Here is a 23,240-nt window from a genome sequence, read left to right as displayed (position 1 = left end):
ACCCCGAGTCGGGTGGAGAGCGACCACCCGGGCGTGGTGAATCCCTCGGGGCTTTACCCAGTGCACCCCGCCCCCCGGCCGACCCGGCTCACCCGCCCGACGACACCCCTGGGGGTGGATGGCCCGTCCGGCCCGAGGCGCCCGGCGCTCAGTCGCGCAGCGTGGCGACGAGCTCGCCCAGCTGCGCCGGCGCGACGTCGTACCCCGGGAAGTAGCAGCAGACCCGCTCGGCCAGGTCGCCGAAGCGGCGCCTGAGCTCGGCGGCGCACTCGCTCGGCGTGCCGCGCACGGCCAGCGTCTCGATGTGGCGGGTGGTCACCAGCGCCATCATCTCCGCCACCGCGCCGGTCTTGGAGAGCGCGTTGAGCTCGGGCTGCAGGTCGCCCCAGCCCTCCACATCGAGCACCGAGCGGTACGCCGGCGTGGAGCCGTAGAAGGCCAGCAGCCCGCCCACGCCCCGGTCGGCCGCGGCCTGCTCCTCCGGTGTCGAGCCCATCGCCACGATCGCCTGCGGGTAGAGCCGGAAGTCCGCGCGCGGGCGCCCGGGCTCGCGGGCAGCCAGTCCCTCCTCGAGCGCCGGCAGGGTCCGCTCGCGCACGTGGCGGTGGCTGTGGAACGGCATCACCAGCAGCCCGTCGGCGACCTCGCCGGCCGCCCGCGTCATCAGGGGGCCCAGAGCGCCGAGCAGCACCGGCGCGATGCCGTGCGGGTTGGGGCCCGGCACGAACGTCGGCGGCATCAGCGTGTGCTTGGTGAACTCGCCACGGAAGTCGAGGCGGGTGCCGTCCTGCCACGCCGTCAGGATCGCCCGCGTCGCCAGCACCGCCTCGCGCATCCGCGCCGCCGGGCGCGACCACGTGGCGCCGTACCGGTTCTCGACGTGCGGGCGGATCTGGCTGCCCAGCCCGAGCCGGAACCGGCCACCGCTCATCAGCTGCAGGTCGTACGCCGCGTGGGCCAGGTGCATCGGCGAGCGCGGCGTCGCGATGGCGACGTTGGTCATCAGGTCGACGTCGACGCCGTGGCTCGCCGTGGCCGCGAGCGGGAGGAAGACGTCGTGCGGGCCCTCGAAGGTGAACAGGCCGGCCACCCCCGTCGCGGCCAGCTCGGCGGCACGCGCGGCGGCCTGGTGGGGGCGGGCGTCGAGCTGTACGTCGAGGAGCACGGAGCCGATCTTGACACGTGTCAGGTCGGTTGGGGAGAGGTCGCGTCGACGCTGCCTCCCCAACTTCGGGTATTCGACGCGTGGGCCGGTGCGGGTCGTCGTCGGCCGATGCATAGTGGTCCTGCGGCTGCCCGGGCCCGCGGTCTTGAGACTCCCGCCGGCCCGGACACCCGCCCAACGTGAACAACCCGGACGACCCGGCCCTCCCGCGACGTAGCCTGGAGGCGTGCACCGGATCTTCACCACCCCGATCGCCGACGTGTGGCCGCACTACGTCGCCAAGCTCGAGCGCAAGGGCCGCACCCGTGCCGAGCTCGACGAGGTCGTCCACTGGCTGACCGGTCTGGACCCGGCCGAGGTCGAGGCGCACCTCGAGGCAGGCACGACCTTCGAGGGGTTCTTCGCCGCCGCCTCGCTGCGGCCGCAGGCCACGCTGATCACCGGCGTCGTCTGCGGGGTGCGCGTCGAGGACGTCGAGGACCCGCTGATGCAGAAGATCCGCTACCTCGACAAGCTCGTCGACGAGCTCGCCCGCGGCAAGGCGATGGAGAAGGTGCTGCGCCGCTGAGCCGCAGTGCCCCCGCTCTGAGTCAGAGGTCGGTGATGACGAGCCCGCGGTCGCGCAGTGTCGGCGCGTGCTCCTCGCCGACCTGGCCGTAGACGATCGCGTCCTCCACCACCAGGAACCGGCCCAGGCCGGAGCGGGCCGTCACGACCTCGTGGGCGACTGCAGGCGGCAACCCGCACACGGTGCTCAGCTGCGCCGGGGTGGCCGTGTTGAGGTCGAGCAGCCCGCCGTCGTCGTAGCCCAGCTCCACGTCGGGACGGCCGATGCCGAGCTCGCGGGCCATCATCGGATCGGTGGCGGCCAGCTTGCGTGCCTCGTCGCGGCGACGCCGTGCCTGCTCGACGGTGGCCATCGCGCCCTGGTTGCCGCTGGGTGGCGTGACCGGGAGCGGAGCAGCGGTCGAGGAGGGCCGGTAGACCTCGCGGCGCAGCCCGAAGAGCAGCAGCGAGGCCACGAGCATCACCGACATCATGAGGACCGCGCCGAGGCTCGACAGCCAACCGGTCGGGTCGCCTGCCTCGTCGGTCGGAGAGAGGCCGATGAGCACGAACCCCACGATGCTGACTGCCGCGATCGCCGTGCCCGCCTTGCGGGTCTGCGGCCGGTCCAGACGCGATGCGGCGTGGAAGAACGGGACGGCAGCGAGCAGTCCCAGACTGGCCAGCGTGATCACGAAGTACCACCGCCCGGTGGGTCCGTCCTGAGCCGGCGTCAGTCCTCCGTGCTTCGGGGACCGGTGCTCGGTCCATGCGCTGCCGTTCCAGTAGCGCAGCTGAGCTTGGTCGTGAGGGTCGGCGTACCAGCCGGCTCGTTGTGCGTTCATCTGACCCTCCCGAGCGGTGCGTTGATCTGACCCCGTTCACGGTACGTCGGGCCACCGACCGTCCGTTCCTGCGGCTACCCTCGGGCCGGCATTGAGAGGTCGTCGTGGAGGAGGGTGAGCGTGGACATCGAAGAGATCCAGCTGCTCGCCGACACCCACCCGGCCTGGCGCCTGCTGCGGGCCCGCAACGCACCCCTGGTCCTGGGATTCCTGGGTCGCGTCTTCGTGGAGGAGAACTCCGGTGCCCTGGCGCAGTCCGAGCTGACCGGGTCCCTCGAGGACTTCCTGCACGTCGCGAATGCCGGGCGGGGGGCCGAGCAGCAGCACACCGGTGACGCGAGGGCCTATCTCGACGACTGGTCGGCGCCGGAGGCCGGCTGGCTGCGGCGCTTCTACCCGGCCGGCGTCGACGAGGTCCACTACGACGCGACACCGGCGCTCGAGAAGGCCTACGGCTGGGTCACCGGCCTGCGGGCCCGCAGCAGCATCGGCACCGAGTCACGGCTGCACACCCTGGTCGACCTGCTGCGCCAGATGGTGCACGGCGCCGAGGTCGACCCCGCGACCCGGCTCGCCGAGCTGCACCGCCGTCGCGAGGAGACCGACCGCGAGATCGCCGAGGTCGAGACCGGCCAAGTGCGGGTGCTCGACGGTGCCGGGCTCCGCGAGCGCTACCAGTTCTTCTCCAGCACCGCCCGCGAGCTGCTGGCCGACTTCCGCGAGGTCGAGGAGAACTTCCGGGCGCTCGACCGGGCCGCCCGTGAGCGGATCGCCACCTGGGAGGGCGCCAAGGGCGAGCTGCTCGCCTCGCTCGTCGGCGACCGCGCCGACATCGCCTCCTCCGACCAGGGCCGCAGCTTCCAGGCGTTCTACGACTTCCTGCTCTCCCAGGACCGCCAGGACGAGCTCAGCGATCTGCTCGCGCGGGTCCAGAGCCTCGACGCCGTCGACGTCGAGCCGCGGGTGCGGCGGGTGCACCACGACTGGTACGACGCCGCCGAGCGCACCCAGGCCACCGTGCGCAGCCTCTCCGAGCAGCTGCGCCGCTTCCTCGACGACCAGGTGTGGGTGGAGAACCGCCGGGTCCTCGACCTGGTCCGCGCCATCGAGGCCGCCGCCCTCGACGTGCGCGCCGCGCCCCCGACCATCGGTCTCGAGGTCGACGAGCCCCAGCTCGCGATCGCGCTGCCCTTCGAGCGCCCGCTCTACGACGTGCGCCCGCCCAGCCAGGTCGACTCCGAGCTGCCGGCCGCCGAGGTCGAGGACCTCGACACCACCGCGCTCTACGACCAGACCTTCGTCGACACCGCGCGCCTCGCCGAGCAGGTGCGCACCGTGGTCCCGTCGCGCAGCTCGGCGCTGCTGCACGAGATCATCGAGCTCTACCCGCTGCGCGACGGGCTCGCCGAGCTCGTGGGTTACCTCGCCCTGTCCGAGGAGGACCTGGCCGTCGAGCTCGACGAGCGGCGCGAGGTCACCGTGACCTGGCACGACGAGGATCTCGGCGAGCGCGGCGTACGGATGCCGGAGGCGACGGTGCGACGAGGATGAGGCCATGAGGAGCGAGTCGGAGCTGGCGGTCTCCACCGCCGTGATCACGCTGATGCGCGGCGTGGTCTACCGCGAGAGCCACGAGGCGGTGTGGCAGGGCCTGCTGCGCCACGGCGCACCCGTGCGTGACCACTTCGCGACGATCGGCGTCGACGTCGTGCTCGACGAGACCGAGGGCTACGCCTACCTGCGCTCGCGCGACGAGGAGGGCGCGCTTCCCCGCCTCGTGCAGCGGCGGAGCCTGTCCTACCCGGTCAGCCTGATGCTGGTGCTGCTGCGCAAGCGGATGGTCGAGTGGGAGTCGACCAGCCAGGAGGCGCGGCTGATCATGAGCCGCGAGCAGATCGCCGAGATGGTCTCGCTGTTCCTGGCCGACAGCCCCAACCAGGCCCGCCAGCTCGACCAGGTCGACGCCACCATCACCAAGGTCGTCGACCTTGGCTTCCTGCGTCGGCTGCGCGGGCAACGCGACGTGCTGGAGGTCCGACGGATCCTCAAGGCGTACGTCGACGCGCAGACCCTCGCCGACTTCGCGGGCCGGCTCGAGGAGTACCGCGGGGGCGTATCGTGAGGAGGGGCGGTCGATGAGCGAGGCATTGTTCTCCGCCGTCGAGCTCGGCGGGGGCGAGCAGCGGGCCGGCTGGCGGCTGCACCGGCTCGAGGTGCTCAACTGGGGCACCTTCGACGGGCGGGTCTGGAGGCTGCGCCTCGACGGCGAGAACACGCTGCTCACCGGCGACATCGGCAGCGGCAAGTCCACCCTGGTCGACGCGGTGACGACGCTGCTGATGCCGGCGCATCGCATCGCCTACAACAAGGCCGCCGGTGCGGAGGCGCGGGAGCGCTCGCTGCGCAGCTACGTCGAGGGCCACTACAAGTCCGAGCGGGTGGAGAGCAGCGGCACCTCGCGTCCGGTGGGGCTGCGCGACCACCGCTCCTACTCGGTGGTGCTGGGTGTCTTCGCCAACGACGACGTCGAGCACCCGGTGACCCTGGCCCAGGTCTTCACCCAGCGCGAGCGCACCGGCCAGCCCGAGCGCTTCTTCGTCACCGCCGAGGCCGGGCTGGGCATCGAGGCCGACTTCGCCGGCTTCGGCAGCGACCTCAACGCGCTGCGCAAGCGGCTGCGCGACGGCGGCGCCCAGGTCGACAAGGACTTCCCGGCCTACGGGCGTCAGGTCCGCCGGCTGCTGGGGATCGCCTCCGAGCAGGCGCTGGAGCTGTTCCACCAGACGGTGTCGATGAAGTCGGTCGGCAACCTCAACGACTTCGTGCGCACCCACATGCTCGAGCCCTCCGACGCCAGCGACCGGATCGCCACGGTGGTCACACACTTCGAGGACCTCACCCGCGCCCACGACGCCGTGCGCCGCGCCGAGGACCAGCTCGCCGCCCTCGACCCGCTGCTGGTCAACTGCGACAAGCACGCCGCGCTCGAGGCCGAGCGGCGGGCCGCCGGTCGCCAGCGCGACGCCGTCGGCCTCTACTTCACCGAGCGCAAGGCCGAGCTTCTCGAGGCGATGGGCGCCGAGCTCGAGAGCACCCTGGTCGGGTGCCGTCGCGACGCCGAGGAGGTGCGGGCCCGGCTCGAGGAGGCCCGGCGCCAGCAGGGTCGCCTGATCGGGGAGCGCGCCTCCGCCGGCGGCGACCGCGTCAGCGAGCTCGAGCGGGAGGCCGAGGAGCTGCGCACCCTCGCCGAGGCACGCCGCCAGCGTGCCGAGCGCCACCACCGGCTGCTGGAGGCCGTCGGGCTCGCGGGCGTCGACGGACCGGCCGCCTTCGCCGAGCGGCGCGACGAGGTGGGTGCGGCGTACGACGCGACGAGACCGCGCCAGCGCGCCCTCGACGCCGAGCTGGCCGACGTGATGAGCCACCGCTCGCGGGCGCGCGAGGAGGCGGGCGATGTCGAGGCCGACCTGGCCAGCTTGGCCGGGCGGCACACTAATTTGCCGCGCGCCAGCCTCGAGCTGCGGCAGCGGATGTGCGCCGAGCTCGGGATCGAGACCGAGCAGCTGCCCTTCGTCGGTGAGCTGGTCGAGGTCCGCGACGAGCACGCGGCGTGGCGCGGCGCGGCCGAGCGGGTGCTGCGCGGCTTCGGGCTCTCGCTGCTCGTGCCCCAGCGGCACTACCGCGAGGTCGCGGCCTGGGTCAACGCCCACCACCTGCGCACCCGGGTCGTCTACCACCGGGTGCCCGAGCGGCAGGTGCGCCTGCAGCCGGAGCCGCCCGTGGCCCACTTGCGGCTCGTCGACACCCTCGAGGTCGAGCCCGGCCGCTTCGAGACGTTCCTGGAGCGCGAGCTCGCCCGTCGCGCCGACCACCGCTGCGTCGACTCGCTGGCCGAGTTGCTCGAGGCCGACAAGGCCGTCACCGTCGAGGGACAGGTTCGCCAGGGCAGCCGGCACGAGAAGGACGACCGCTCGCGCGTCGACGACCCGCGCTCGTGGATCCTCGGCCGCTCCAACGCCCGCAAGGTCGAGGCGCTGGAGGTCGCGCTCGGCGAGGTGCGGGCCCGCCTCGTCGGTCTCGACCGCGACGTCGAGACGGTCGAGGCCCACCGCGACGACGTACGCCGCGCGGCCGAGGCGCTCAGCAGCCTGACCCAGTTCGACTCCTGGGCCGAGCTCGACGCCGCCACCCCCGCGGGGCAGGCCGGGGAGGCCGACCGCCAGCGCGAGCGGCTGCTGGCCGGCTCGTCGCGGCTCGCCGAGATCGACCGGGCGCTCGTGGCGGTCGACGCGCAGATCGCGCAGGCGGAGAAGGAACGCTCCAGGCTCGAGAACCAGCTCGGCGGCCTGGAGTCGCAGCTCGCGCGCACCGTGCGCCGGCTGGAGGCGGCGCGGGCCCAGGTCGAGGACGCCGGCGCGGTGCTGATCGCCGCGCGCGAGCAGTACGCCGACCTCGCCACGCGCCTGGGCGCGACGGTCGTCGACCCCGACGACTGCGACCGGGCCGCCCGCGACGCGGCCGAGGGGCTGACCCGCTCGATGGACCGGCTCCAGCAGCAGATGAACGGCATCGCGACGACCGCGCAGCAGCAGATGACGGCGATCAAGCACCAGTGGCCGGCGGTGACGACCGAGATGGACGCCTCGATCGAGGCCGCGTCGGAGTTCCGGGCCTTCCGCGACCGGGTCCGGCGCGACGACCTGCCGCGCTTCGAGCAGGAGTTCAAGCACCAGCTCAACACCAACACGATCCGCGAGCTGGCCGGCTTCGCCACCTGGCTGCGCCGCCAGGCCGACGACATCCGCGACCGCGTAGAGCAGATCAACGACTCGCTCGGCGCCATCGACTACTCCCCGGGCCGCTTCATCCGCCTGGTGGTCGAGCCGACCGTCAACACCGACGTGCGCCAGTTCCGCGACGACCTGCGCGCGGTGACCCGCGGGGTCCTTGAGGGCGACAGCGACCAGTACTCCGAGCAGCGCTTCGTCGACGTCAAGCGGATAATCGACCGCTTCCGCGGTCGCGAGGGCCACGCCGAGGCCGACCGGGCCTGGACCCGGCGGGTCACCGACGTGCGCAGCTGGCACACGTTCTCGGCGGCCGAGCTCGACCGCGAGAGCGGGCAGGAGTGGGAGCACTACCGCGACTCCGACGGCAAGTCCGGCGGGCAGAAGGAGAAGCTGGCTTACACGATCCTCGCCGCCTCGCTGGCCTACCAGTTCCGTCTCGAGTGGGGCACCACGAGCTCGCGCGCCTTCCGCTTCGCGGTCATCGACGAGGCGTTCGGGCGCGGCTCCGACCTCTCCACCCGCTACGCACTGTCGCTCTTCGGTCGCCTCGGGCTCCAGCTGCTGATCGTCACCCCGCTGCAGAAGGTGCACGTCATCGAGCCGTACGTGCGCTCGATCGGCTTCGTCGACAACCGCGACGGCCGCGAGTCGCGGGTGCAGACGCTGAGCATCGAGGAGTACCGCGCCCGCCGGGAGGCCGGCGGCGGGTGGGCCGCGCGTGGCTGAGTGGTCGACGCCCGACGACGTGGCCGCGCGGCTGCGGCCGCGGTGGCGCTCGGGCGAGCTGCTGCGCGCCTGTGCCGAGGGTCGGCCATTCGAGCCGGTCGAGGTGCGGCTGCGCGGTCCTCGCGCTCGCGAGCTGGGCGCCGACCTCGAGCGGGTACGCCGCTGGGCCGAGCGCCTGGAGCGGGCGGCTCCCGGTCGCTACGAACTCGTCCGCGAGCCCGTCGGGGTGCGCACGGTGGGTCGCAACGATCTCCCGGCGCGGGCGGTCGTCACCGGCTACGAGCAGGCGTGGCGACTGCTGGACGTGGGCGACGAGGCCGGACGCCACGCGCGGCTGGTCGGCCTGCTCGCCGGAGATCCGGACCTGCGTTCCTGGGCGCTCGCGCAGCCGCACGCGGCGCTCGGCGTCGAGGAGGCGCACTGGCCGGGGCTCCTGGCAGCGCTCGAGTGGCTGCGCGCGGCGCGCGGATCGGGGCGCTTCCTGCGCGAGATCAGCGCCCCAGGGGTCGACACCAAGCTCGTCGAGCGCCATCGGGGTCTCCTGGCTGCGGTGCTGGGGGTGCCGGGCGCGGCCGACGACTTCGTCGAGGTGCTGGGCCTGCGGGTGCGCCCCGCGCGCGTGCGGCTGCGGCTCGGCGAGGCGCTGCTCCCCGGGTCGTCGTGGGCTGCGCTGCGCGACGTCACCGCGCCGGTCGAGCAGCTGGCTGCGCTCCCGGTCGCGCCCGCCGCCGCGGTGGTGCTGGAGAACGAGACGACGTTCCTCGCCGCCCCCCTGCCGCCGCGCGGCGTCGCGGTCTTCGGTGAGGGCTTCCGGGTCTCGCGCCTGGGGTCGCTGCCCTGGTTGCGCGACGTGCCGGTGCACTACTGGGGCGACCTCGACACCCACGGGTTCGCGATCCTCGACCGGCTGCGGGCCTGGTTGCCGCAGACCACCTCGTTCCTGATGGACCGCGACACCCTGCTGGCCCACCGCGAGCGGTGGGGGAGCGAGCCGAGCCCGACCACCGCGGCGCTGACCCGTCTCACCGACGCCGAGCAGGCGACGTACGAGGACCTGGTCAGCGACCGGTACGCCGACCGGGTGCGACTGGAGCAGGAGCGCATTGACTGGGCGTGGGCGCTCGAGCGCTGGCCGGACGGCACAGCCGGCTGAGAGCGGCGGACCGGGCCGCCGCGGCGTCATCGCGCATGCGTTCCGTGCATGCTGTGGTGCTGCACGAAACGCATGACTACACTAGATGCTCTGGAGGTGGGCGATGGCGACGCACGCACGCACGGCCGACGACGATCTCGTCGAGTTCAGGGGCGAGGCCGACCGACTGGCGCGGGTCCACGAGGAGATGCTGGCGTCCGTGGCTGCCCTGGGTCCTGCGATGCACGCCGTCGCCCGCGGGGCGTCGCCCCAGCTGGCGCGTGCCACCCAGGCACAGGAGAACCTGTACGACCGCATCGATGCGCAGTTCGGGCTCCTCGACTCGGCAGCCGCGGGGCGGCGACTCGGCTCGAGCGCCGGGCGCCCCGGCAACGCCGCCCTCCAGGCGCGTGCCGAGGGGAGGCTGGTGGCTCTCAAGCGTGGTGCCCGCCTCTACTTCCCCGGTTTCCAGTTCGACGCGGACGGTCGCCCGCTCGCGGTGATCGGCGACCTCGTCCGGACGGCCGCGGCGGCGGGCCGCTCCGAGCGTGGCCTGGTCGAGTGGCTCAGCAGCCCGAGCAGCTTCTTCGACGGGGTCCCGCCTGCTGCCTACCTCGCTGACGACCCGACCGCGGTGGCGGAGGCGGCCAGTTCCGCGTTCGGAACCGCCTGGTGAGGGCTGCTCGCCGATCCCTGCCCCGACCGCCCGACCCGTTCACGCCCGCGGTGTCCGTGCTGCGCGCCGGGACACGTCTCTACCGGGTCCACGACAATGCGTTCACCGTGGCGCAGTTCAACCCCGGTGTCGGAGGGCCGTCCCGGTTCGCCTTCTTCGGTGACCCGGTGGTGCCGGTCCTCTACACCGCGATGAGCGAGGAGGCGGCGGTCGCGGAAACCCTGCTGCGCGACGTGCCGGCCACCGGCGGCGTGCTGAGCCACGACGACTACGCACGCCGGGTCATGGGTCGCCTGACGGTGCAGCGCGACCTGCGCCTGGCGGCCCTCCACGGACTGGGGCTGCGACGGCTCGGTGTCACCGACACCGATGTGGTCGACGTGCACGGTCCGGGGGTCTACGCCCAGACCGTCCACTGGGCGCGCGCGGCGCACGCGGCCGGTTACGACGGGCTCGAGTGGATGTCGAGCCGGTGCAACAACACGCAGGCCCAGGTCATCTTCGGGGACCGGGCGGGCGACGCCCTCGCCCAGGACCCGACGTACGGCCGGGTGCTCGCAGCCGGCACGGACTTCGACTGGTTGGTGGACCTCTGCGCCCCGCTCCGTGTCGACGTCATGCCACCGTCCTGAGCGATGCCCGGTGCTCGGGACGCGCTCAGCCCGTCGCCTCTCCCGCGGCGTCGCACCAGACCACCATCTCCTGGCAGCGGGCGCGGGCCAGCGCGGGGACGGCGCCGGCCAGGTGGTCCCAGGCGCGCAGGTGCTGGGGCATCGCGAACCGTGCCAGCCGCTCGTGGTCGAGGAGCGGGTCGATCATCAGCTCGCCGATGCGGTGCCGGTGGGCGGACACCCGCTCGGGGCGGTCTCGGGCCATCCGCAGGGCGGCGGCGACGGCCTGGCCGACCAGCGTGTCGGGCCGCTGGTCGGGCCGCTCGCCCATCGGCAGGCCGAGCAGCGAGACCCACGAGCGGTGCGGCAGGTCGGAGGTCAGCGACGCGTCGGGCTGCAGCGTGCACCCCAGGGGCAGGCGGCGGCTGGCGATGCGGGTGCCGAGGATCTCAGCCCAGCCCGGGGGCCGGCCCGCGACCGCGGCGGCGGTCGGCTCGTCGACCACGAGCGGTGGGCCCTCGAGCACCAGACCGGGCTCGTCGTCGATCGGCACCAGCCGGCCCAGCACGTGGGTGCCTTCGTCGACCTGCTCGCCGAGCCCCAGGTCGAGGATCTCGCGCGGTGCTCCGCTGCGGGCGTCGTGGAGGGTGCGGACCTCGTCGTCGAGACCGCCCACCCGGTAGCCGCCCATGGCGGCGCGGCCCCACCGGGTCACCGGCCCGCCGCGCTCGACGAGCTCGGGCGCGAGGCCGAGGGGTGGCGGGATGGGCAGGAGCAGGTCGCGGAGGCCGCCGAGCTCGTAGACCTCGAGCTGGCGCATCATCCAGTCGCGGCCCCACAGCTGCGAGGTCGCCTGCTCCGGGTAGGTGAGGTCGAGCGCCTCGAGGTCGACCCCGTGCGGGTGGGCCAGGGCCATGCCGGCCTCGAAGGCGACCTTCGAGCGCCGCTGGTCGACGCCGTGGCGTCGGGCCGCCACGGTCAGCCACCGCGCCACCAGCCAGCCCGGCGCGTCGTCGCCGAGGGCGGCCAGCACCTCCAGCTGCTCGCCGTAGGTGGAGTCGCGGAACATCGGCACCCGCCGGTAGTGGCGCAGTGCCGCGGCCCAGTCGCCGCGCAGCTCGGCGGCCTGGGAGGCGGCGAACGCCTCGTGGTGCTCCGGAGTCATCTGGCTCGCGATGGACCGGTAGGGGCGGGTGGGCTTGCGGCGTCGGCTCATGGGACCGACCCTGCGCGCGCCGTGCGCTTCGCGGGGGCCGTCTCGCTCGGCCTGTGGAGCAGCTCGCGGCGCGAGGGGCCTGTGGACGACAAGCGGCTCGAGAGCCCGGGCGAACGCCGTACCGCCCTCGTCCCCGGTCGCCGGCACCATCTCCTGAGGCGGGTGGTGACGGGAGGTTCGGGCCGACTCGAAGGGAGATTCAGGCCGGGTCGCGCGGAGATCTGGGCCGGGTCAGCGTGATGTCTGGGCCGGGTCGCGGGTGGTTCAGGCGGCCCTGCGGGGGGCCGTGGCCCGGTCCAGCACCACCGCGCCGACGCCGGCCACCACCCACACCGAGGCCAGGGTCAGCAGCGCGGCGGTGAACCCGCCGTCGCCGCCGCCGTACGCCGCGACCAGCGCGACGCTCAGCGCGCTGCCGACGGTGAAGCCCAGGTAGCGCAGCACCTGGTTGAACGCGACCGCCGAGCCGGTCTCGGCGCGCGGCACGTGCGGCACCATCAGCACCGCGAGGCTCGAGAACGTGAAGCCCGACCCGGCACCGCCGAGCGCCATCACCACCAGCGCCTGCCACAGGTGGTCGTGGAAGAGGCCCAGGCCCAGGGTCGCGGCCAGGAACATCGAGCAGCCGGTCGGCAGCAGCCAGCGCGGCCCCAGCCGCCGACGGACCTGGGTGGCGAGCTGGTTGCCGAGCACGCTCATCAGCGAGTAGGGCACCAGGACCAGCCCGGCGACCAGCACCGAGCGGTCGAGCCCGAACCCCGGCTCGTCGGCGCGCACCAGCACCACGACCAGCGTCAGCAGGGCGTACATGCCCAGCCCCGCGACCGCCGCCACCAGGTTGGGCGCGGCGATGCCCGGCCGGGTCGCCAGGCGCAGGTCGACCAGCGGGGTCGGGCTGCGCAGCGTCGCGCGCACCCACACCCCGAGGCCGAGCACCCCCACCACGGCCAGGCCCAGCACCCGCGCCGACGTCCAGCCCCAGACCTCGCCCTCGGTGACCGCGAGCAGCACCGCGAGCATCGACACGCTCAGCAGCAGCGCTCCCCACCAGTCCACCCGCGCCGGGGTCTCGTCGGCGCTGCCGGGCAGGTGCCGCCACGCCAGCAGCCAGGTCAGGCCGGTCATCAGCGTGCCCAGCGCGTACGCCGCCCCCAGCCCGCCGAGCTGCGCCACCAGCGCGGTCACCGGGTAGCCCAGCCCCGCGCCCGCCACCGTCGTCACCGACAGCAGCGCGATCGCGCGGTCCTGCCCCTCGGCGCGCAGCGCGTCGCGGGCCACCGCGATCGCCAGCGGCAGCAGCGCCATCCCGACGCCCTGCAGCGCCCGCCCCGCGACGAGGACTCCGAACCCCTCGCCGAGCGCCGCCGAGACCGCCGAGACCACGGTGCCGAGCGTGACCACGCCCAGCCCGACCAGGATCGTGGGCCGGCGCAGCCGCCCGCTCGCGAACCGGCCCACCACCGGCGTCGCCACCGCCCCGGCCAGCAGCGCCGCGGTCAGCGACCACTGCGCGGTGCCCAGCCTGACGTCGTACGCCGTCGCGACGCTGGGCACCAGCGGCGCGCCCAGGCTGCTGACCACCGCGGTGATCGTCGTCAGCAGCGCCAGCGTCGGCAGCAGCGCCCGCGACGGGGCGGCGCCGACCTGCGGGACGGCGCGGCGGGTCACCACCCGAACCTAGGGGCTGCGTCCCTCACTAGGGTGAAGGGGTGAGCCAGCCCACGCCCGATCCGCACCGCATCCAGGCCGACCTCGAGGCGGCGCTGGAGGCCGCGGCCGAGCACGCCCGGCTGACCCACCGGCTGGCCGCGGCCGACGCCGAGCTCGCCGACGCCGAGGCACAGGTCGCCGAGGCCCGCTCGCGGCTGGCCGACGAGCGCGCCGACGTGGAGCGCCTGGAGTCCTTCAGCCCCACGCGCATCTGGGCCGGGCTGCGCGGCAGCCGGGAGTCCGACCTCGACCGTGAGCAGGCCGAGCAGCGCCAGGCCGAGTACACCGTCGCGGTGGTCGAGCTGCGCCGCGACCGGGCCCGCGAGGCCTGCGCGTCGCTGCGAGCGGCGTACGACGCGCTCGGCGACGTGGTCGCCCGCCGCAGCGCGGCGCTCGACGCCAAGCAGGCATGGCTGCTCGAGACCGGCGGGCCCCAGGCCGAGGAGCTGGCCCAGGTGGCCGCCGACCTCGGTGCGATCCGGTCGACGACGACCGAGCTGGTCGAGGCGCTGGAGGCCTGCGACATCGCCCTCGACACGCTCGCGCAGGCCGACAACCTGCTCAGCTCGGCGCGCGGCTGGTCGACCGCCGACACCTTCTTCGACGGCGGCCTGCTCACCGACATGGTCAAGTACGACCGGATGGACCAGGCGCAGGCACTGATGCGCCGCGCCGACGACGCCCTCTCCGACCTCGGCGTCGAGCTCGCCGACGTCGGCATGGAGCCGGTCGGTGGCGTCGAGGTCACCGAGCTGGTGCGGGCCTTCGACGTGTGGTTCGACAACATCTTCAGCGACTGGGCCGTGCGCGAGCGGATCGGCGAGGCCGCCGCCCGGGTCGCCGAGGCCCGCGGGGCCGTCGGCGAGGTGCGCCGCCGCCTGGTCGACCGGCTGCTGCAGGCCGAGTCGCGTGAGGCGGTGCTCGTGGGCCGGCGCCAGGAGCTGCTGGGCGCCGACTCCTGAGTCAGTCGCCCAGCAGGTGCCGCTCGAGGCCGGCCAGCTCGGCGTCGGTGAGCCCGTGGGCGCGCAGGTAGGCCCGCGCCCCGCCGTACGTCTGCTCGACCAGGCGCAGGAAGCGCCGCATCGTCTCGGGCGTGGAGCCGAAGGCCTCGGCCGGCAGCGCCTCGAGCCGCTCCTGGTACGACGGCAGCCGGCGGAACTGCTCGCGCAGCAGCGGCATCGCCTGCTCGGTGCGGGCGTAGTCGGCCACCACGTCGTCCTCGCGCACCCCCACCGCGGCCAGCGTGAGGGCGACGGCGGTGCCGGTGCGGTCCTTGCCGGCGGTGCAGTGCGCGAGCACGGCGGTGCGGGCCGGGTCGGCCACCAGCCGCACGAACCCGACCAGCGAGTCGGGGGAGTGCTCGGTGAAGCGCAGGTAGTGCCCGGCCACCCAGTCGCTGAGGTGCGCTGAGTCGAAGTCCCAGCGGGTCTCGCCCGCGTGCACCTCGAGGTGCTCGACCGCGACGGCGTCGAAGGCCGCGCTGGTGGCCTCGACCGCCTCCTTCTCGCTGCGCAGGTCGACCCGGGTCGCGACCCCGAGCTCGTCGACCAGCCGGGCCACCTGCTCGTCGTCGACGAAGGCCGGAGTCGCGCAGCGCAGCAGCACCCCAGGCCTCACCGTGCGGCCGTCGGCGGTGCGCAGGCCGCCGACGTCGCGCAGGTTCAGCAGGTCGGGCGCGGTGCCGGGAACGGGGGAGGGTGCGGTGCTCACGACCCCGATCGTGCCTGGTCGGCGGTAGCCGACCGGTCCCCGGGTCGGACGGGCACGACGGCGGTGGCCAGCGCCGGCAGCAGCAGCACGACGCCGAGCAGGCGCAGGTAGCGCAGCGGCACCAGCAGGCCGTGGTCGTGGACGAGGCCGCCCAGCCCCTGCGTGCCGAGCTCGACCGCGACCAGGTCGACGGCGTAGACGACCTGCACCGCGCCCCAGAGGGCGCCGCTCGCCACCACGAACCACGCGCCGGCCCGGCCGCGCCGCAGCGCCACGACACCGAGCGCCAGGACGCCCAGCGCCACCACGGTCTCGACGAGCAGGGGGAGGGTCACCTCGAGGAAGTAGTCACCAGCCACGGCCACCACCCTGCCACGCCTGAACCGGTTCCTCCGCCTCCATCTCCGGGCCGGGCGGTGACGACGACGCGCCCCGCTCCCACCAGGGGAGCGGGGCGCGTCGATGCGGTGCTCAAGGTGCCGGTGCGGCATCGGCACCCGTTGCGGGGGCGAGGCGTCAGCGCCGGAGGACCCGCACGCGGACCCGGTCGGTCGAGCCGGCGGCGATGTCGCTGCCCACGTACGAGACGAGCACCCGGTGCTTGCCGGGAGCCAGCCTCTTCAGCCGCACGGTGGTTCGCCCGGACTCGTCCAGCAGCTTCGAGCCCAGCCTGCGTCCACCCGAGCTGAGCTTGACACGACCCGAGGGCACCACGTCACCGGCCGCCACCGCGACCCTGACCTTGGCGCGCGACCCCTTCATCACCGGGTTCTTGACCACGTCTGCCAGCGTGACGCTGCGCACGGGCTCGGGTGCCGGCTCGTCGCAGGACTCCGAGGTGTCCGGGTCGGACAGCTCGGTGCAGGCGAAGGCGGTCGGGTTGACCTCGGTCGGCGGCTGCCACACGCCGGCGGCCTCCTCGTAGTCGGAGGCGAAGCCGATGAGCTCCTGCTCGGTGTAGGCCGTGCCGAGGAAGGTGATCGGGACCGGGCGACGGTTGTTGGCGGCGTAGCCGGCGGGCAGCGTCAGGGACGGGTAGCCGGCACGGGCGCCGATGCCGGTGGTGCCGGCGTTGCTGACGATGGCCTCGATGTCGTTGGCCTCCAGCGTCGCGTCGATCGATGCCCGGGTCTCGCTGATGCCCTGGTCGCGGTTCGACTCGTAGGTCGCCAGGGTGTCCGGGTCGCTCAGGTCGACCTCCTCGGAGGACCGCAGCAGCGTCTGGCCGAACTTCAGCGCCACCTTCGCGTGGGCCTCGTTGAACTCGATGATGTCGGACAGGGTGTCCATCGGCGCGTCCTCCGGCAGACGAGCGAGGTAGCTGTTGAGGTCACGCTCGAACTCGGCGGTCAGGATGCTCGGGGCAGTCGTGTTGCTCGGCGAGGAGACCTGGACCAGCTCGGCGCCCTCGGCCCGCAGCACGTCCAGCGCGGCCAGGTAGGTCTCGTTCGAGGAGGCGACGTAGCCCAGGCGGGTGCCCTGGAGAGCCGTCTCGTCGATGCTCTGCGTGTAGTCCACGTCGTCGAAGGTGGAGGACAGCCCGTCCTGGGTGGCGGAGTCCTCGGGGTCCACCCCGGTCGTCATGGCGCTCAGCACCGCCGCGGCGTCGTACACGGAGCGGGCCATCGGGCCGGCGGTGTCCTGCGACGCCGAGATCGGCACCACCCCGGTGCGGCTGATGAGCCCCACGGTCGGCTTGATGCCGACCAGGGAGCTGGCGTTCGCCGGGCTCAGGATCGAGCCGGAGGTCTCCGTGCCGATGGTCGCCGCAGCCATCGCGGTCGAGGCGGCCACCCCGGAGCCCGCGCTGGAGCCGCTCGGGCTCTGGGACAGGTCGTAGGCGTTGAGGACCTGGCCGCCCAGCGAGCTGTAGCCCCCCGGCATGCCGCTGGTCATGAAGTTCGCGAACTCGGTGAGGTTGAGCTTGCCGAGGATGATCGCGCCGGCCTCCTTCAAGGAGGCCGCCAGCGGCGCATCGTCTGCCGGGTAGGAGTTGGCGAGCGCCACGCTGCCGGCCGTGGTCGGCAGGCCCGCGACGTCGATGTTGTCCTTGAGCAGCAGCGGGATGCCGAGCAGCGGGCCCTCGGTGCCGGCGGTGCGCGCCGCGTCGGCCGCGGCCGCCTGGTGCAGGGCGTCGTCGGCGAGCTGGCGCACGGCGTTGAGGCGCGGGCCGTCGTAGTTGATGGCCCCGATGCGGGCGAGGTAGGCCTCGACGAGATCGACCGAGGTGAAGTCCCCCGCGCTCAGGCCGGCCTGCAGGTCATCGATGCCGGCCGTGGCGAGGTCGAGGCCGCCGGGCAGGGCGACCGGTGAGACGTCGTCGGCGCCGGGGGCGGCGCCGACGGGCTGCGCCCACAGGCAGGCGCTGAAGAGTGATGCCGCGAGAGCGGCGGCCCCGGCGCTGCGCAGGCGGCGGGCACGCAGTCGTCGAGACTGCGACAAGGAGCTGGACAAGATCCCTCCAGGAGGTGACAGGTGGCCCCGGTTGTCGGGGCCGCGCGCATCCCAACCCACGCGTGTTGCCACCGCGTAACGCCGCACGCGCCCGACGAGAGCCGTCGTCGCGACCGTGTCGCCCCGGCCCGGACAGGTTCGCGTCCACAAGCCCTGGAACCGCAAGAAGTAAAGAGTCGGGCCGTCCCTGCCGGCCATCGTGCGCCACGAGGTTGTTACAGAACCCCAAGACAGTTCTTCAGTGCTGGCCCCGGCAAGCGACACGCCCCGGGCGGTCCTCCCACTCGTGGGAGGGGCCCGGGGCGCGTGCTGGTGCCGTCCGGCCACGCCGGCCTGCGGGTCCTGGGCTCAGGACTTGTTGGCCTTGCGCGCCTGCGAGGCGGTCTTGGCGCGCGAGTTGGCGTCGAGCACCACCTTGCGGATGCGGACCTGCTCGGAGGTCACCTCGACGCACTCGTCGTCGCGGCAGAACTCCAGGCACTGCTCCAGCGACAGCTTCTTCGGCGGGATGAGCTTCTCGAAGTTGTCGGAGGTCGCGGAGCGGATGTTGGTCTGCTGCTTCTCCTTGGTGATGTTCACGTCCATGTCGTCGGCACGCGAGTTCTCGCCGACGATCATGCCCTCGTAGACCTCGGTGGTCGGCTCGACGAACAGCACGCCACGCTCCTGCAGCGAGGTCATGGCGTACGCCGTCGCGGCGCCCTTGCGGTCGGCGACCAGCGAGCCGTTGTTGCGCGAGCGGATCTCGCCGGCCCACGGCTCGTAGCCCTCGGAGATGTGGTGGGCGATGCCGGTGCCGCGGGTGTCGGTGAGGAACTCGGTGCGGAAGCCGATCAGGCCACGGGCCGGGACCAGGAACTCCATGCGCACCCAGCCGGTGCCGTGGTTGGTCATCTGCTCCATGCGGCCCTTGCGGGAGGCCAGCAGCTCGGTGATGGTGCCGAGGTACTCCTCGGGCGCGTCGATGGTCAGGCGCTCCACGGGCTCGTGGACCTTGCCGTTGACCTCCTTGGTGACCACCTGCGGCTTGCCGACGGTCAGCTCGAAGCCCTCGCGGCGCATCTGCTCGACCAGGATCGCCAGGGCCAGCTCGCCACGGCCCTGCACCTCCCAGGCGTCGGGGCGCTCGGTGGGCAGCACGCGCAGCGAGACGTTGCCGATCAGCTCCTGGTCGAGGCGGTCCTTGACCAGGCGCGCGGTGACCTTGGCGCCCTTGACGCGGCCCACCAGCGGGCTGGTGTTGGTGCCGATCGTCATCGAGATGGCCGGCTCGTCGACGTGGATGAGCGGCAGCGCGACCGGGTTCTCGGGGTCGGCCAGGGTCTCGCCGATGGTGATGTCGGGGATGCCCGCGATCGCGACGATGTCGCCGGGGCCCGCCGACTCACCGGGCTTGCGCTCGAGGCCCTCGGTGACCAGCAGCTCGGTGATCCGCACGTTCTTGGTCTCGCCGTCGCGCTTCATCCACGCGACGGTCTGGCCCTTCTTCAAGGTGCCCTCGTGCACGCGCACCAGCGCGAGACGGCCCAGGAACGGCGAGGAGTCGAGGTTGGTGACGTGCGCCTGCAGCGGCGCGCCCTCGGTGTAGGTCGGGGCGGGGATCGTGTCGAGGATCGTCTGGAAGAGCGGCTCGAGGTCGGGGGAGTCGGGCAGCTCGCCGTTGGCGGGCTGGTCGGTGCCCGCGACACCGGCGCGGCCCGAGGCGTAGACGACCGGGAAGTCGAGCGCGTCCTGGCTGTGGCTCTCGTCGAGGAGGTCCATGAACAGCTCGTAGGTCTCGTCGACGACCTCGGCGATGCGGGCGTCGCCACGGTCGGTCTTGTTGACGACCAGGATCACCGGCATGTCGGCGTTGAGCGCCTTGCGCAGCACGAAGCGGGTCTGCGGCAGCGGACCCTCCGAGGCGTCGACCAGCAGCACGATGCCGTCGACCATCGACAGCCCGCGCTCGACCTCGCCACCGAAGTCGGCGTGGCCGGGGGTGTCGATGATGTTGATCGTCATCGGCTTCCCGCCGGCGGCCGGGCCGGCGTAGTGGATCGCGGTGTTCTTCGCGAGGATGGTGATGCCCTTCTCGCGCTCGAGGTCACCCGAGTCCATGACGCGCTCGGCGACACCCTCGGCCTGGTGCTCGGTGAACGCGCCGCCCTGGCGGAGCATGGCGTCGACCAGCGTGGTCTTGCCGTGGTCGACGTGCGCCACGATGGCGACGTTGCGGAGATCGGTACGAGTGGTCTGTCCAGACATGCGGCGCGGCGTCGCTTTCGATTGACGAAACGGCCGGTTCCGGCCTCGACGATTCTACGGCGGGCGGCGTCGTACGCCGATTCGTGCCGCCGTGCAGGAGTCCCCGGCCGGCCGGGGACTCCGTCACTTGTCGGGTGTTGCAACCCCTGACAAGTGCATGAGTACCCGGCTGACCGGGGACTCATGCACACGTGTCAAGTGGGTTCAGCCGGCCAGCGAGCCACCGAAGATCTGCCAGGCCAGGGCGCTCTTGGCGACCAGGCTGAGCACCAGGTAGGCCTTCTCGCCGAAGGCGTAGGAGCGCCACGGGCCGACCTGCTTGTACTGCAGCCACTGGTTGACGCCGAAGCTCATGAAGAAGACGAACAGCGAGCCGACGATGCCGTAGACGAACCCGGGCACGGTGTCGGCGCCGACGGTGTTGACCACGATCGCGACCCACGGGGCGATGCCGGCCAGGGTGCCGAACCAGAAGGGCAGCATCGTGGTGCGCTCGCGCCCCGGTGGGTTCATCACCTCCTGGACCCAGCCGAAGAGGATCATCGAGACGTTGGCGCCGATGATCGCGATCAGCGCCTCGATGCCGGTGATGCCGTTGTAGAAGGCGATCAGGATGATCATCAGCGTCGCGCTGACGGAGTACTCCACCCAGCGGAACCGGTTGATGCCGTCGCGCAGGCCCTGCTCGTAGCGCCGGCGCAGCAGGGTGCCGGTCAGACCGTGGTCGAGCGCGGCGAGCAGCAGGAACGCGGCGATCGCCCACCCGATGCGCACGTCGAAGAGCGCCTCGGGTGCCGGGGGCGGCGTGCCCGGCGGGCCCTGGGGGAACGAGGAGGTGACGCTGATCGCGAAGCCGCTGGCCAGCACCAGCACCGCCACCGCCTGGGCGGCGTGCAGCACGGCCAGGCCGATGTTCCAGCGCCTGAGCGAGGTCAGGGCCTCGTCGGTGACGCCGCTGGCCACCGGCCGCTCGTGCTCGGGGGAGACGTGCTTCGCGTGCGTCATCGGACCACCAGCTCCTTGCCGTCCATCACGACCTCGGTGGCCTCGCCACCGATCGCCTCCATCATGGCCTCCACGACGCGCTCGTGGGGCAGTGGCGCGGGAAGTCGCGGCGCGGCGCCGGCCAGGGCGCGGGTGTCGAGACCGGTGTCGAGGTGCGGCGGGCGCGCGTCGAGCACCCGGAAGGAGCGGCGCTCCTCGCGGCGCAGCACCTGCAGCCAGGTCGCCAGCGCCGCCTTGGCCGCCGAGTAGTCGGCCATCCCCGCGGTCGGCAGGTCGGCCAGCACGGCGCTGAGCACCGCGACGGTGCCCTCGCCGTCGCGGGCCTCGGCGACGTACGGCGCCGCCGCGCGCACCAGCGCCATCGGCCCGAGGGCGTTGACCGCGAAGAGCTCCTCCGCGACGGCCTCCTCCAGCTCGACCGCGCGGCCGAAGCCGGCGGCACCGGTGGCGACGACCAGCAGGTCGAGCCCGCCCAGCTCGTCGGCCGCGCCCCGCACGGCCGCGGCGCAGGAGCCGGCGTCGACCACGTCGAGGTGCTGGGCGCCGGTGCCCAGGGCCGCGGCCACCTCGGCGAGGCGGTCGGGGTCGCGCCCGGCGGCCACCACGCGGGCGCCCTGCTCGTGCAGCCCCACGGCCAGGGCGCGGCCGAGCACGCCCGTCGCCCCCGCCACCAGCACCCGTGCTCCGTCGATCCGCATCCGTCGAACCTAGGTCGCGCCGGGGGCCCGGCCAGGACCCCTGGGGGTGGGTGGGGCGTGGCTATCGTCGTCGACATGGCCTCCATCGCGACCACCGACCGTGTCGACCTCGACGGGCTGCTGGAGTTCGTGCGGCCCCGCCACAAGATTACGCTGATGACGCTGCGCGCCGACGGCCGCCCCCAGGTCTCGCCCGTGACCGGCGGAGTCGACGCCGACGGCCGGCTGGTGATCTCGACGTACCCGCAGCGCGCGAAGGCCGCCAACCTGCGCCGCCGCGCCGAGGCCACGGTGCTGGTGCACTCCGACGACTGGGACGGGCCCTACGTGCAGGTCGACGGCACCGCCGAGGTGCTCGACATGCCCTCGCCGGAGGCCGAGGACGCGCTGGTCGAGTACTTCCGTTGCATCTCCGGCGAGCACCCCGACTGGGAGGAGTACCGAGCCGCGATGCGCCGTCAGGGCAAGTCGCTGCTGCGGATCACGCCGGTCTCCTGGGGCCCGGTGGCCACCGGCGGCTTCCCGCCGGAGCGTTCGCCCGCCTGAGGGTTCTCCCGGACCTCGTCGTGAGGGTCTTCCCAGTGTCGGCGCCCGGGTGTTGGGTGGGCAGATGACCCTCGGACCCGCGCGCGAGCCCCGGCACTGCTTCGTCCCGCCCTACCTGCAGCGCGCGCTGGGGTACGACGCCACCCTCGCGGTCGACGAGGCGCTGCGCGCGGCGCGGCTCGCCGGGCCCGCGCCGGCGGCGGCGCTGATCACCACCCCCGGCCTGCCGGCCTGGACCGTGCACGACGCCGGGTCGACCAGCACGCTGCCCGGCCGCCCGGCCCGCGCGGCCGGGGCGCCCGCCGTCGGCGACGCCGCGGTCGACGAGGCCGCCACCGGCATCGCGGCCTCGCTGGCGCTGCTCGCCGAGGCGTGGGGCCGCGACTCCTACGACGGCGCCGGGGCGCCGGTCTCGCTCACGGTGCACTACGGCCGCGACTACGCCAACGCCTTCTGGGACGGCACCCAGCTGGTCTTCGGCGACGGCGACGGCGTCGTCTTCGACCGGTTCACCAAGCCCGTCGACGTGCTGGGCCACGAGCTGGCGCACGCGCTGACCGAGCACACCGCCGGCCTGGTGTACGCAGACCAGCCCGGCGCGCTCAACGAGCACGTCTCCGACGTGGTCGCGGCCTGCCTCAAGCAGCGGCTGCTCGACCAGCGCCCCGACCAGGGCGACTGGCTCATCGGCGAGGGTCTCTTCCTGCCCGGCGTGCAGGCCCGCGGGCTGCGCGACATGGCCCAGCCCGGCTCGGCCTACGACGACCCGCGGCTGGGCCGCGACCCGCAGCCCGGGCACCTGGACGACTTCGTCGTCACCACCGACGACCACGGCGGGGTGCACCTCAACTCCGGCATCCCCAACCGCGCCTTCCACCTCGCCGCACTCGCCATCGGCGCCGCCGACCCCGGGCCCCGCGGCACGACCTGGGCCGGCGCCGGCCAGGTCTGGTACGACGCGCTGAGCGGTGGGCTCGTCGGCCCGCGCACCGACTTCGCCGGCTTCGCGGCCGCCACCCTGGCCACCGCGGGCCAGCACGCCGAGGCCGTCGCCGCGGCCTGGGACGCCGTCGGGGTCGAGCCCCGGGCGGTCGCGCCGAGCGGCGCCGGGGTGCCGGGGACCTCAGGGGACGGCGGGGGTGGGCCGGCCCCCCCCCCGCCCC

General features: G+C 73.6%; 20 protein-coding genes. 10 read left to right on the top strand and 10 right to left on the bottom strand.

Annotated elements, in window-relative coordinates; all coding sequences use genetic code 11:
- Positions 1-148: 148 nt before the first annotated feature.
- Positions 149-1,165 carry a TIGR03617 family F420-dependent LLM class oxidoreductase gene (locus tag ABKW28_RS16715; protein WP_348611616.1) on the bottom strand — a complete coding sequence of 339 codons (1,017 nt, stop codon included), beginning with the start codon at positions 1,163-1,165 and terminating at the stop codon, positions 149-151.
- A gap of 226 nt (positions 1,166-1,391) precedes the next feature.
- Between ABKW28_RS16715 and ABKW28_RS16710 the strand changes: the two genes are divergently transcribed.
- On the top strand, positions 1,392-1,733 hold the full coding sequence (locus ABKW28_RS16710; protein WP_348611613.1) for a DUF2200 domain-containing protein: 342 nt from the start codon (positions 1,392-1,394) through the stop codon (positions 1,731-1,733).
- 22 nt (positions 1,734-1,755) lie between these two features.
- On the opposite strand, the gene ABKW28_RS16705 is transcribed toward ABKW28_RS16710, so the two are convergent.
- Positions 1,756-2,556, bottom strand: coding sequence for a DUF2510 domain-containing protein (locus tag ABKW28_RS16705; protein WP_348611610.1), 801 nt, complete (start codon positions 2,554-2,556; stop codon positions 1,756-1,758).
- Between the two features lie 120 nt (positions 2,557-2,676).
- On the opposite strand from ABKW28_RS16705, the gene ABKW28_RS16700 reads away from it, so the two are divergent.
- The 6 genes from ABKW28_RS16700 (at position 2,677) to ABKW28_RS16675 (ending at position 10,512) form a co-directional block, all read left to right on the top strand.
- Complete coding sequence (locus tag ABKW28_RS16700) at positions 2,677-4,107, top strand: DUF3375 domain-containing protein (protein ID WP_348611607.1); 1,431 nt, start codon at positions 2,677-2,679, stop codon at positions 4,105-4,107.
- 4 nt (positions 4,108-4,111) lie between these two features.
- Positions 4,112-4,678 (top strand): DUF4194 domain-containing protein, encoded by a 567-nt coding sequence (locus tag ABKW28_RS16695; protein WP_348611604.1) that lies wholly within the window; start codon positions 4,112-4,114, stop codon positions 4,676-4,678.
- Between the two features lie 13 nt (positions 4,679-4,691).
- Positions 4,692-8,072, top strand: coding sequence for an ATP-binding protein (locus tag ABKW28_RS16690; RefSeq protein WP_348611601.1), 3,381 nt, complete (start codon positions 4,692-4,694; stop codon positions 8,070-8,072).
- The gene (locus ABKW28_RS16685) at positions 8,065-9,225 is read left to right on the top strand and encodes a DUF3322 and DUF2220 domain-containing protein (protein WP_193670735.1); all 1,161 of its coding nucleotides are present in this window, start codon (positions 8,065-8,067) and stop codon (positions 9,223-9,225) included. The genes ABKW28_RS16690 and ABKW28_RS16685 overlap by 8 nt, the downstream gene beginning before the upstream one ends.
- Positions 9,226-9,328: 103 nt before the next feature.
- Positions 9,329-9,880: a hypothetical protein gene (locus tag ABKW28_RS16680; protein WP_348611598.1), complete on the top strand. Its 552-nt coding sequence runs from the start codon at positions 9,329-9,331 to the stop codon at positions 9,878-9,880.
- A gap of 50 nt (positions 9,881-9,930) precedes the next feature.
- Entirely contained in the window at positions 9,931-10,512 is a 582-nt protein-coding gene (locus tag ABKW28_RS16675; protein WP_193670737.1) for an RES family NAD+ phosphorylase, read from the top strand.
- 25 nt (positions 10,513-10,537) lie between these two features.
- Here ABKW28_RS16675 and ABKW28_RS16670 read toward each other — a convergent pair whose 3' ends face one another.
- Complete coding sequence (locus ABKW28_RS16670) at positions 10,538-11,707, bottom strand: hypothetical protein (protein WP_348611595.1); 1,170 nt, start codon at positions 11,705-11,707, stop codon at positions 10,538-10,540.
- A gap of 264 nt (positions 11,708-11,971) precedes the next feature.
- Positions 11,972-13,375 (bottom strand): MFS transporter, encoded by a 1,404-nt coding sequence (locus ABKW28_RS16665; protein ID WP_348611592.1) that lies wholly within the window; start codon positions 13,373-13,375, stop codon positions 11,972-11,974.
- Between the two features lie 41 nt (positions 13,376-13,416).
- Here ABKW28_RS16665 and ABKW28_RS16660 point away from each other — a divergent pair, with 41 nt between their 5' ends.
- On the top strand, positions 13,417-14,379 hold the full coding sequence (locus ABKW28_RS16660) for a hypothetical protein (protein WP_193670741.1): 963 nt from the start codon (positions 13,417-13,419) through the stop codon (positions 14,377-14,379).
- A 1-nt stretch (position 14,380) separates the two neighbouring features.
- Here ABKW28_RS16660 and ABKW28_RS16655 read toward each other — a convergent pair whose 3' ends face one another.
- From ABKW28_RS16655 to ABKW28_RS16630, 6 genes are all read right to left on the bottom strand, one after another.
- On the bottom strand, positions 14,381-15,127 hold the full coding sequence (locus tag ABKW28_RS16655; protein WP_348611589.1) for a tyrosine-protein phosphatase: 747 nt from the start codon (positions 15,125-15,127) through the stop codon (positions 14,381-14,383).
- A complete protein-coding gene (locus ABKW28_RS16650; RefSeq protein ID WP_348611586.1) occupies positions 15,124-15,486 on the bottom strand; it encodes a hypothetical protein in 363 nt (120 codons plus the stop codon). The genes ABKW28_RS16655 and ABKW28_RS16650 overlap by 4 nt, the downstream gene beginning before the upstream one ends.
- Positions 15,487-15,643: 157 nt before the next feature.
- Positions 15,644-17,581 carry an amidase family protein gene (locus tag ABKW28_RS16645; RefSeq protein ID WP_348611583.1) on the bottom strand — a complete coding sequence of 646 codons (1,938 nt, stop codon included), beginning with the start codon at positions 17,579-17,581 and terminating at the stop codon, positions 15,644-15,646.
- Between the two features lie 348 nt (positions 17,582-17,929).
- Positions 17,930-19,828 carry a translational GTPase TypA gene (gene typA / locus ABKW28_RS16640; RefSeq protein ID WP_193670743.1) on the bottom strand — a complete coding sequence of 633 codons (1,899 nt, stop codon included), beginning with the start codon at positions 19,826-19,828 and terminating at the stop codon, positions 17,930-17,932.
- 204 nt (positions 19,829-20,032) lie between these two features.
- Positions 20,033-20,833, bottom strand: a complete 801-nt coding sequence (gene heR / locus ABKW28_RS16635) for a heliorhodopsin HeR (RefSeq protein WP_348611580.1) — start codon at positions 20,831-20,833, stop codon at positions 20,033-20,035.
- On the bottom strand, positions 20,830-21,531 hold the full coding sequence (locus ABKW28_RS16630) for an SDR family NAD(P)-dependent oxidoreductase (protein ID WP_348611576.1): 702 nt from the start codon (positions 21,529-21,531) through the stop codon (positions 20,830-20,832). The genes heR and ABKW28_RS16630 overlap by 4 nt, the downstream gene beginning before the upstream one ends.
- Before the next feature lie 75 nt (positions 21,532-21,606).
- Between ABKW28_RS16630 and ABKW28_RS16625 the strand changes: the two genes are divergently transcribed.
- Positions 21,607-22,077, top strand: coding sequence for a PPOX class F420-dependent oxidoreductase (locus ABKW28_RS16625; RefSeq protein ID WP_348611573.1), 471 nt, complete (start codon positions 21,607-21,609; stop codon positions 22,075-22,077).
- Between the two features lie 64 nt (positions 22,078-22,141).
- A partial coding sequence (locus ABKW28_RS16620) for a M4 family metallopeptidase (protein ID WP_348611570.1) occupies positions 22,142-23,240 on the top strand: 1,099 nt, incomplete at its 3' end.

The organism is Nocardioides sp. 31GB23 (assembly GCF_040012395.1).
Taxonomy (GTDB): Bacteria; Actinomycetota; Actinomycetes; order Propionibacteriales; family Nocardioidaceae; genus Nocardioides; species Nocardioides salarius.
Note: the sequence above shows the minus strand (reverse complement) of the source record. Positions and strands in the feature narration are given on the sequence as shown.

Bases quoted from the DNA above. Each gene is read 5' to 3' on its own strand.
- ABKW28_RS16705 (WP_348611610.1), bottom strand. From the start codon at position 2,556: ATGAACGCACAACGAGCCGGCTGGTACGCCGACCCTCACGACCAAGCT.
- ABKW28_RS16695 (WP_348611604.1), top strand. From the start codon at position 4,112: ATGAGGAGCGAGTCGGAGCTGGCGGTCTCCACCGCCGTGATCACGCTG.
- ABKW28_RS16690 (WP_348611601.1), top strand. From the start codon at position 4,692: ATGAGCGAGGCATTGTTCTCCGCCGTCGAGCTCGGCGGGGGCGAGCAG.
- ABKW28_RS16680 (WP_348611598.1), top strand. From the start codon at position 9,329: ATGGCGACGCACGCACGCACGGCCGACGACGATCTCGTCGAGTTCAGG.
- ABKW28_RS16670 (WP_348611595.1), bottom strand. From the start codon at position 11,707: ATGAGCCGACGCCGCAAGCCCACCCGCCCCTACCGGTCCATCGCGAGC.
- typA (WP_193670743.1), bottom strand. From the start codon at position 19,828: ATGTCTGGACAGACCACTCGTACCGATCTCCGCAACGTCGCCATCGTG.
- heR (WP_348611580.1), bottom strand. From the start codon at position 20,833: ATGACGCACGCGAAGCACGTCTCCCCCGAGCACGAGCGGCCGGTGGCC.
- ABKW28_RS16630 (WP_348611576.1), bottom strand. From the start codon at position 21,531: ATGCGGATCGACGGAGCACGGGTGCTGGTGGCGGGGGCGACGGGCGTG.
- ABKW28_RS16625 (WP_348611573.1), top strand. From the start codon at position 21,607: ATGGCCTCCATCGCGACCACCGACCGTGTCGACCTCGACGGGCTGCTG.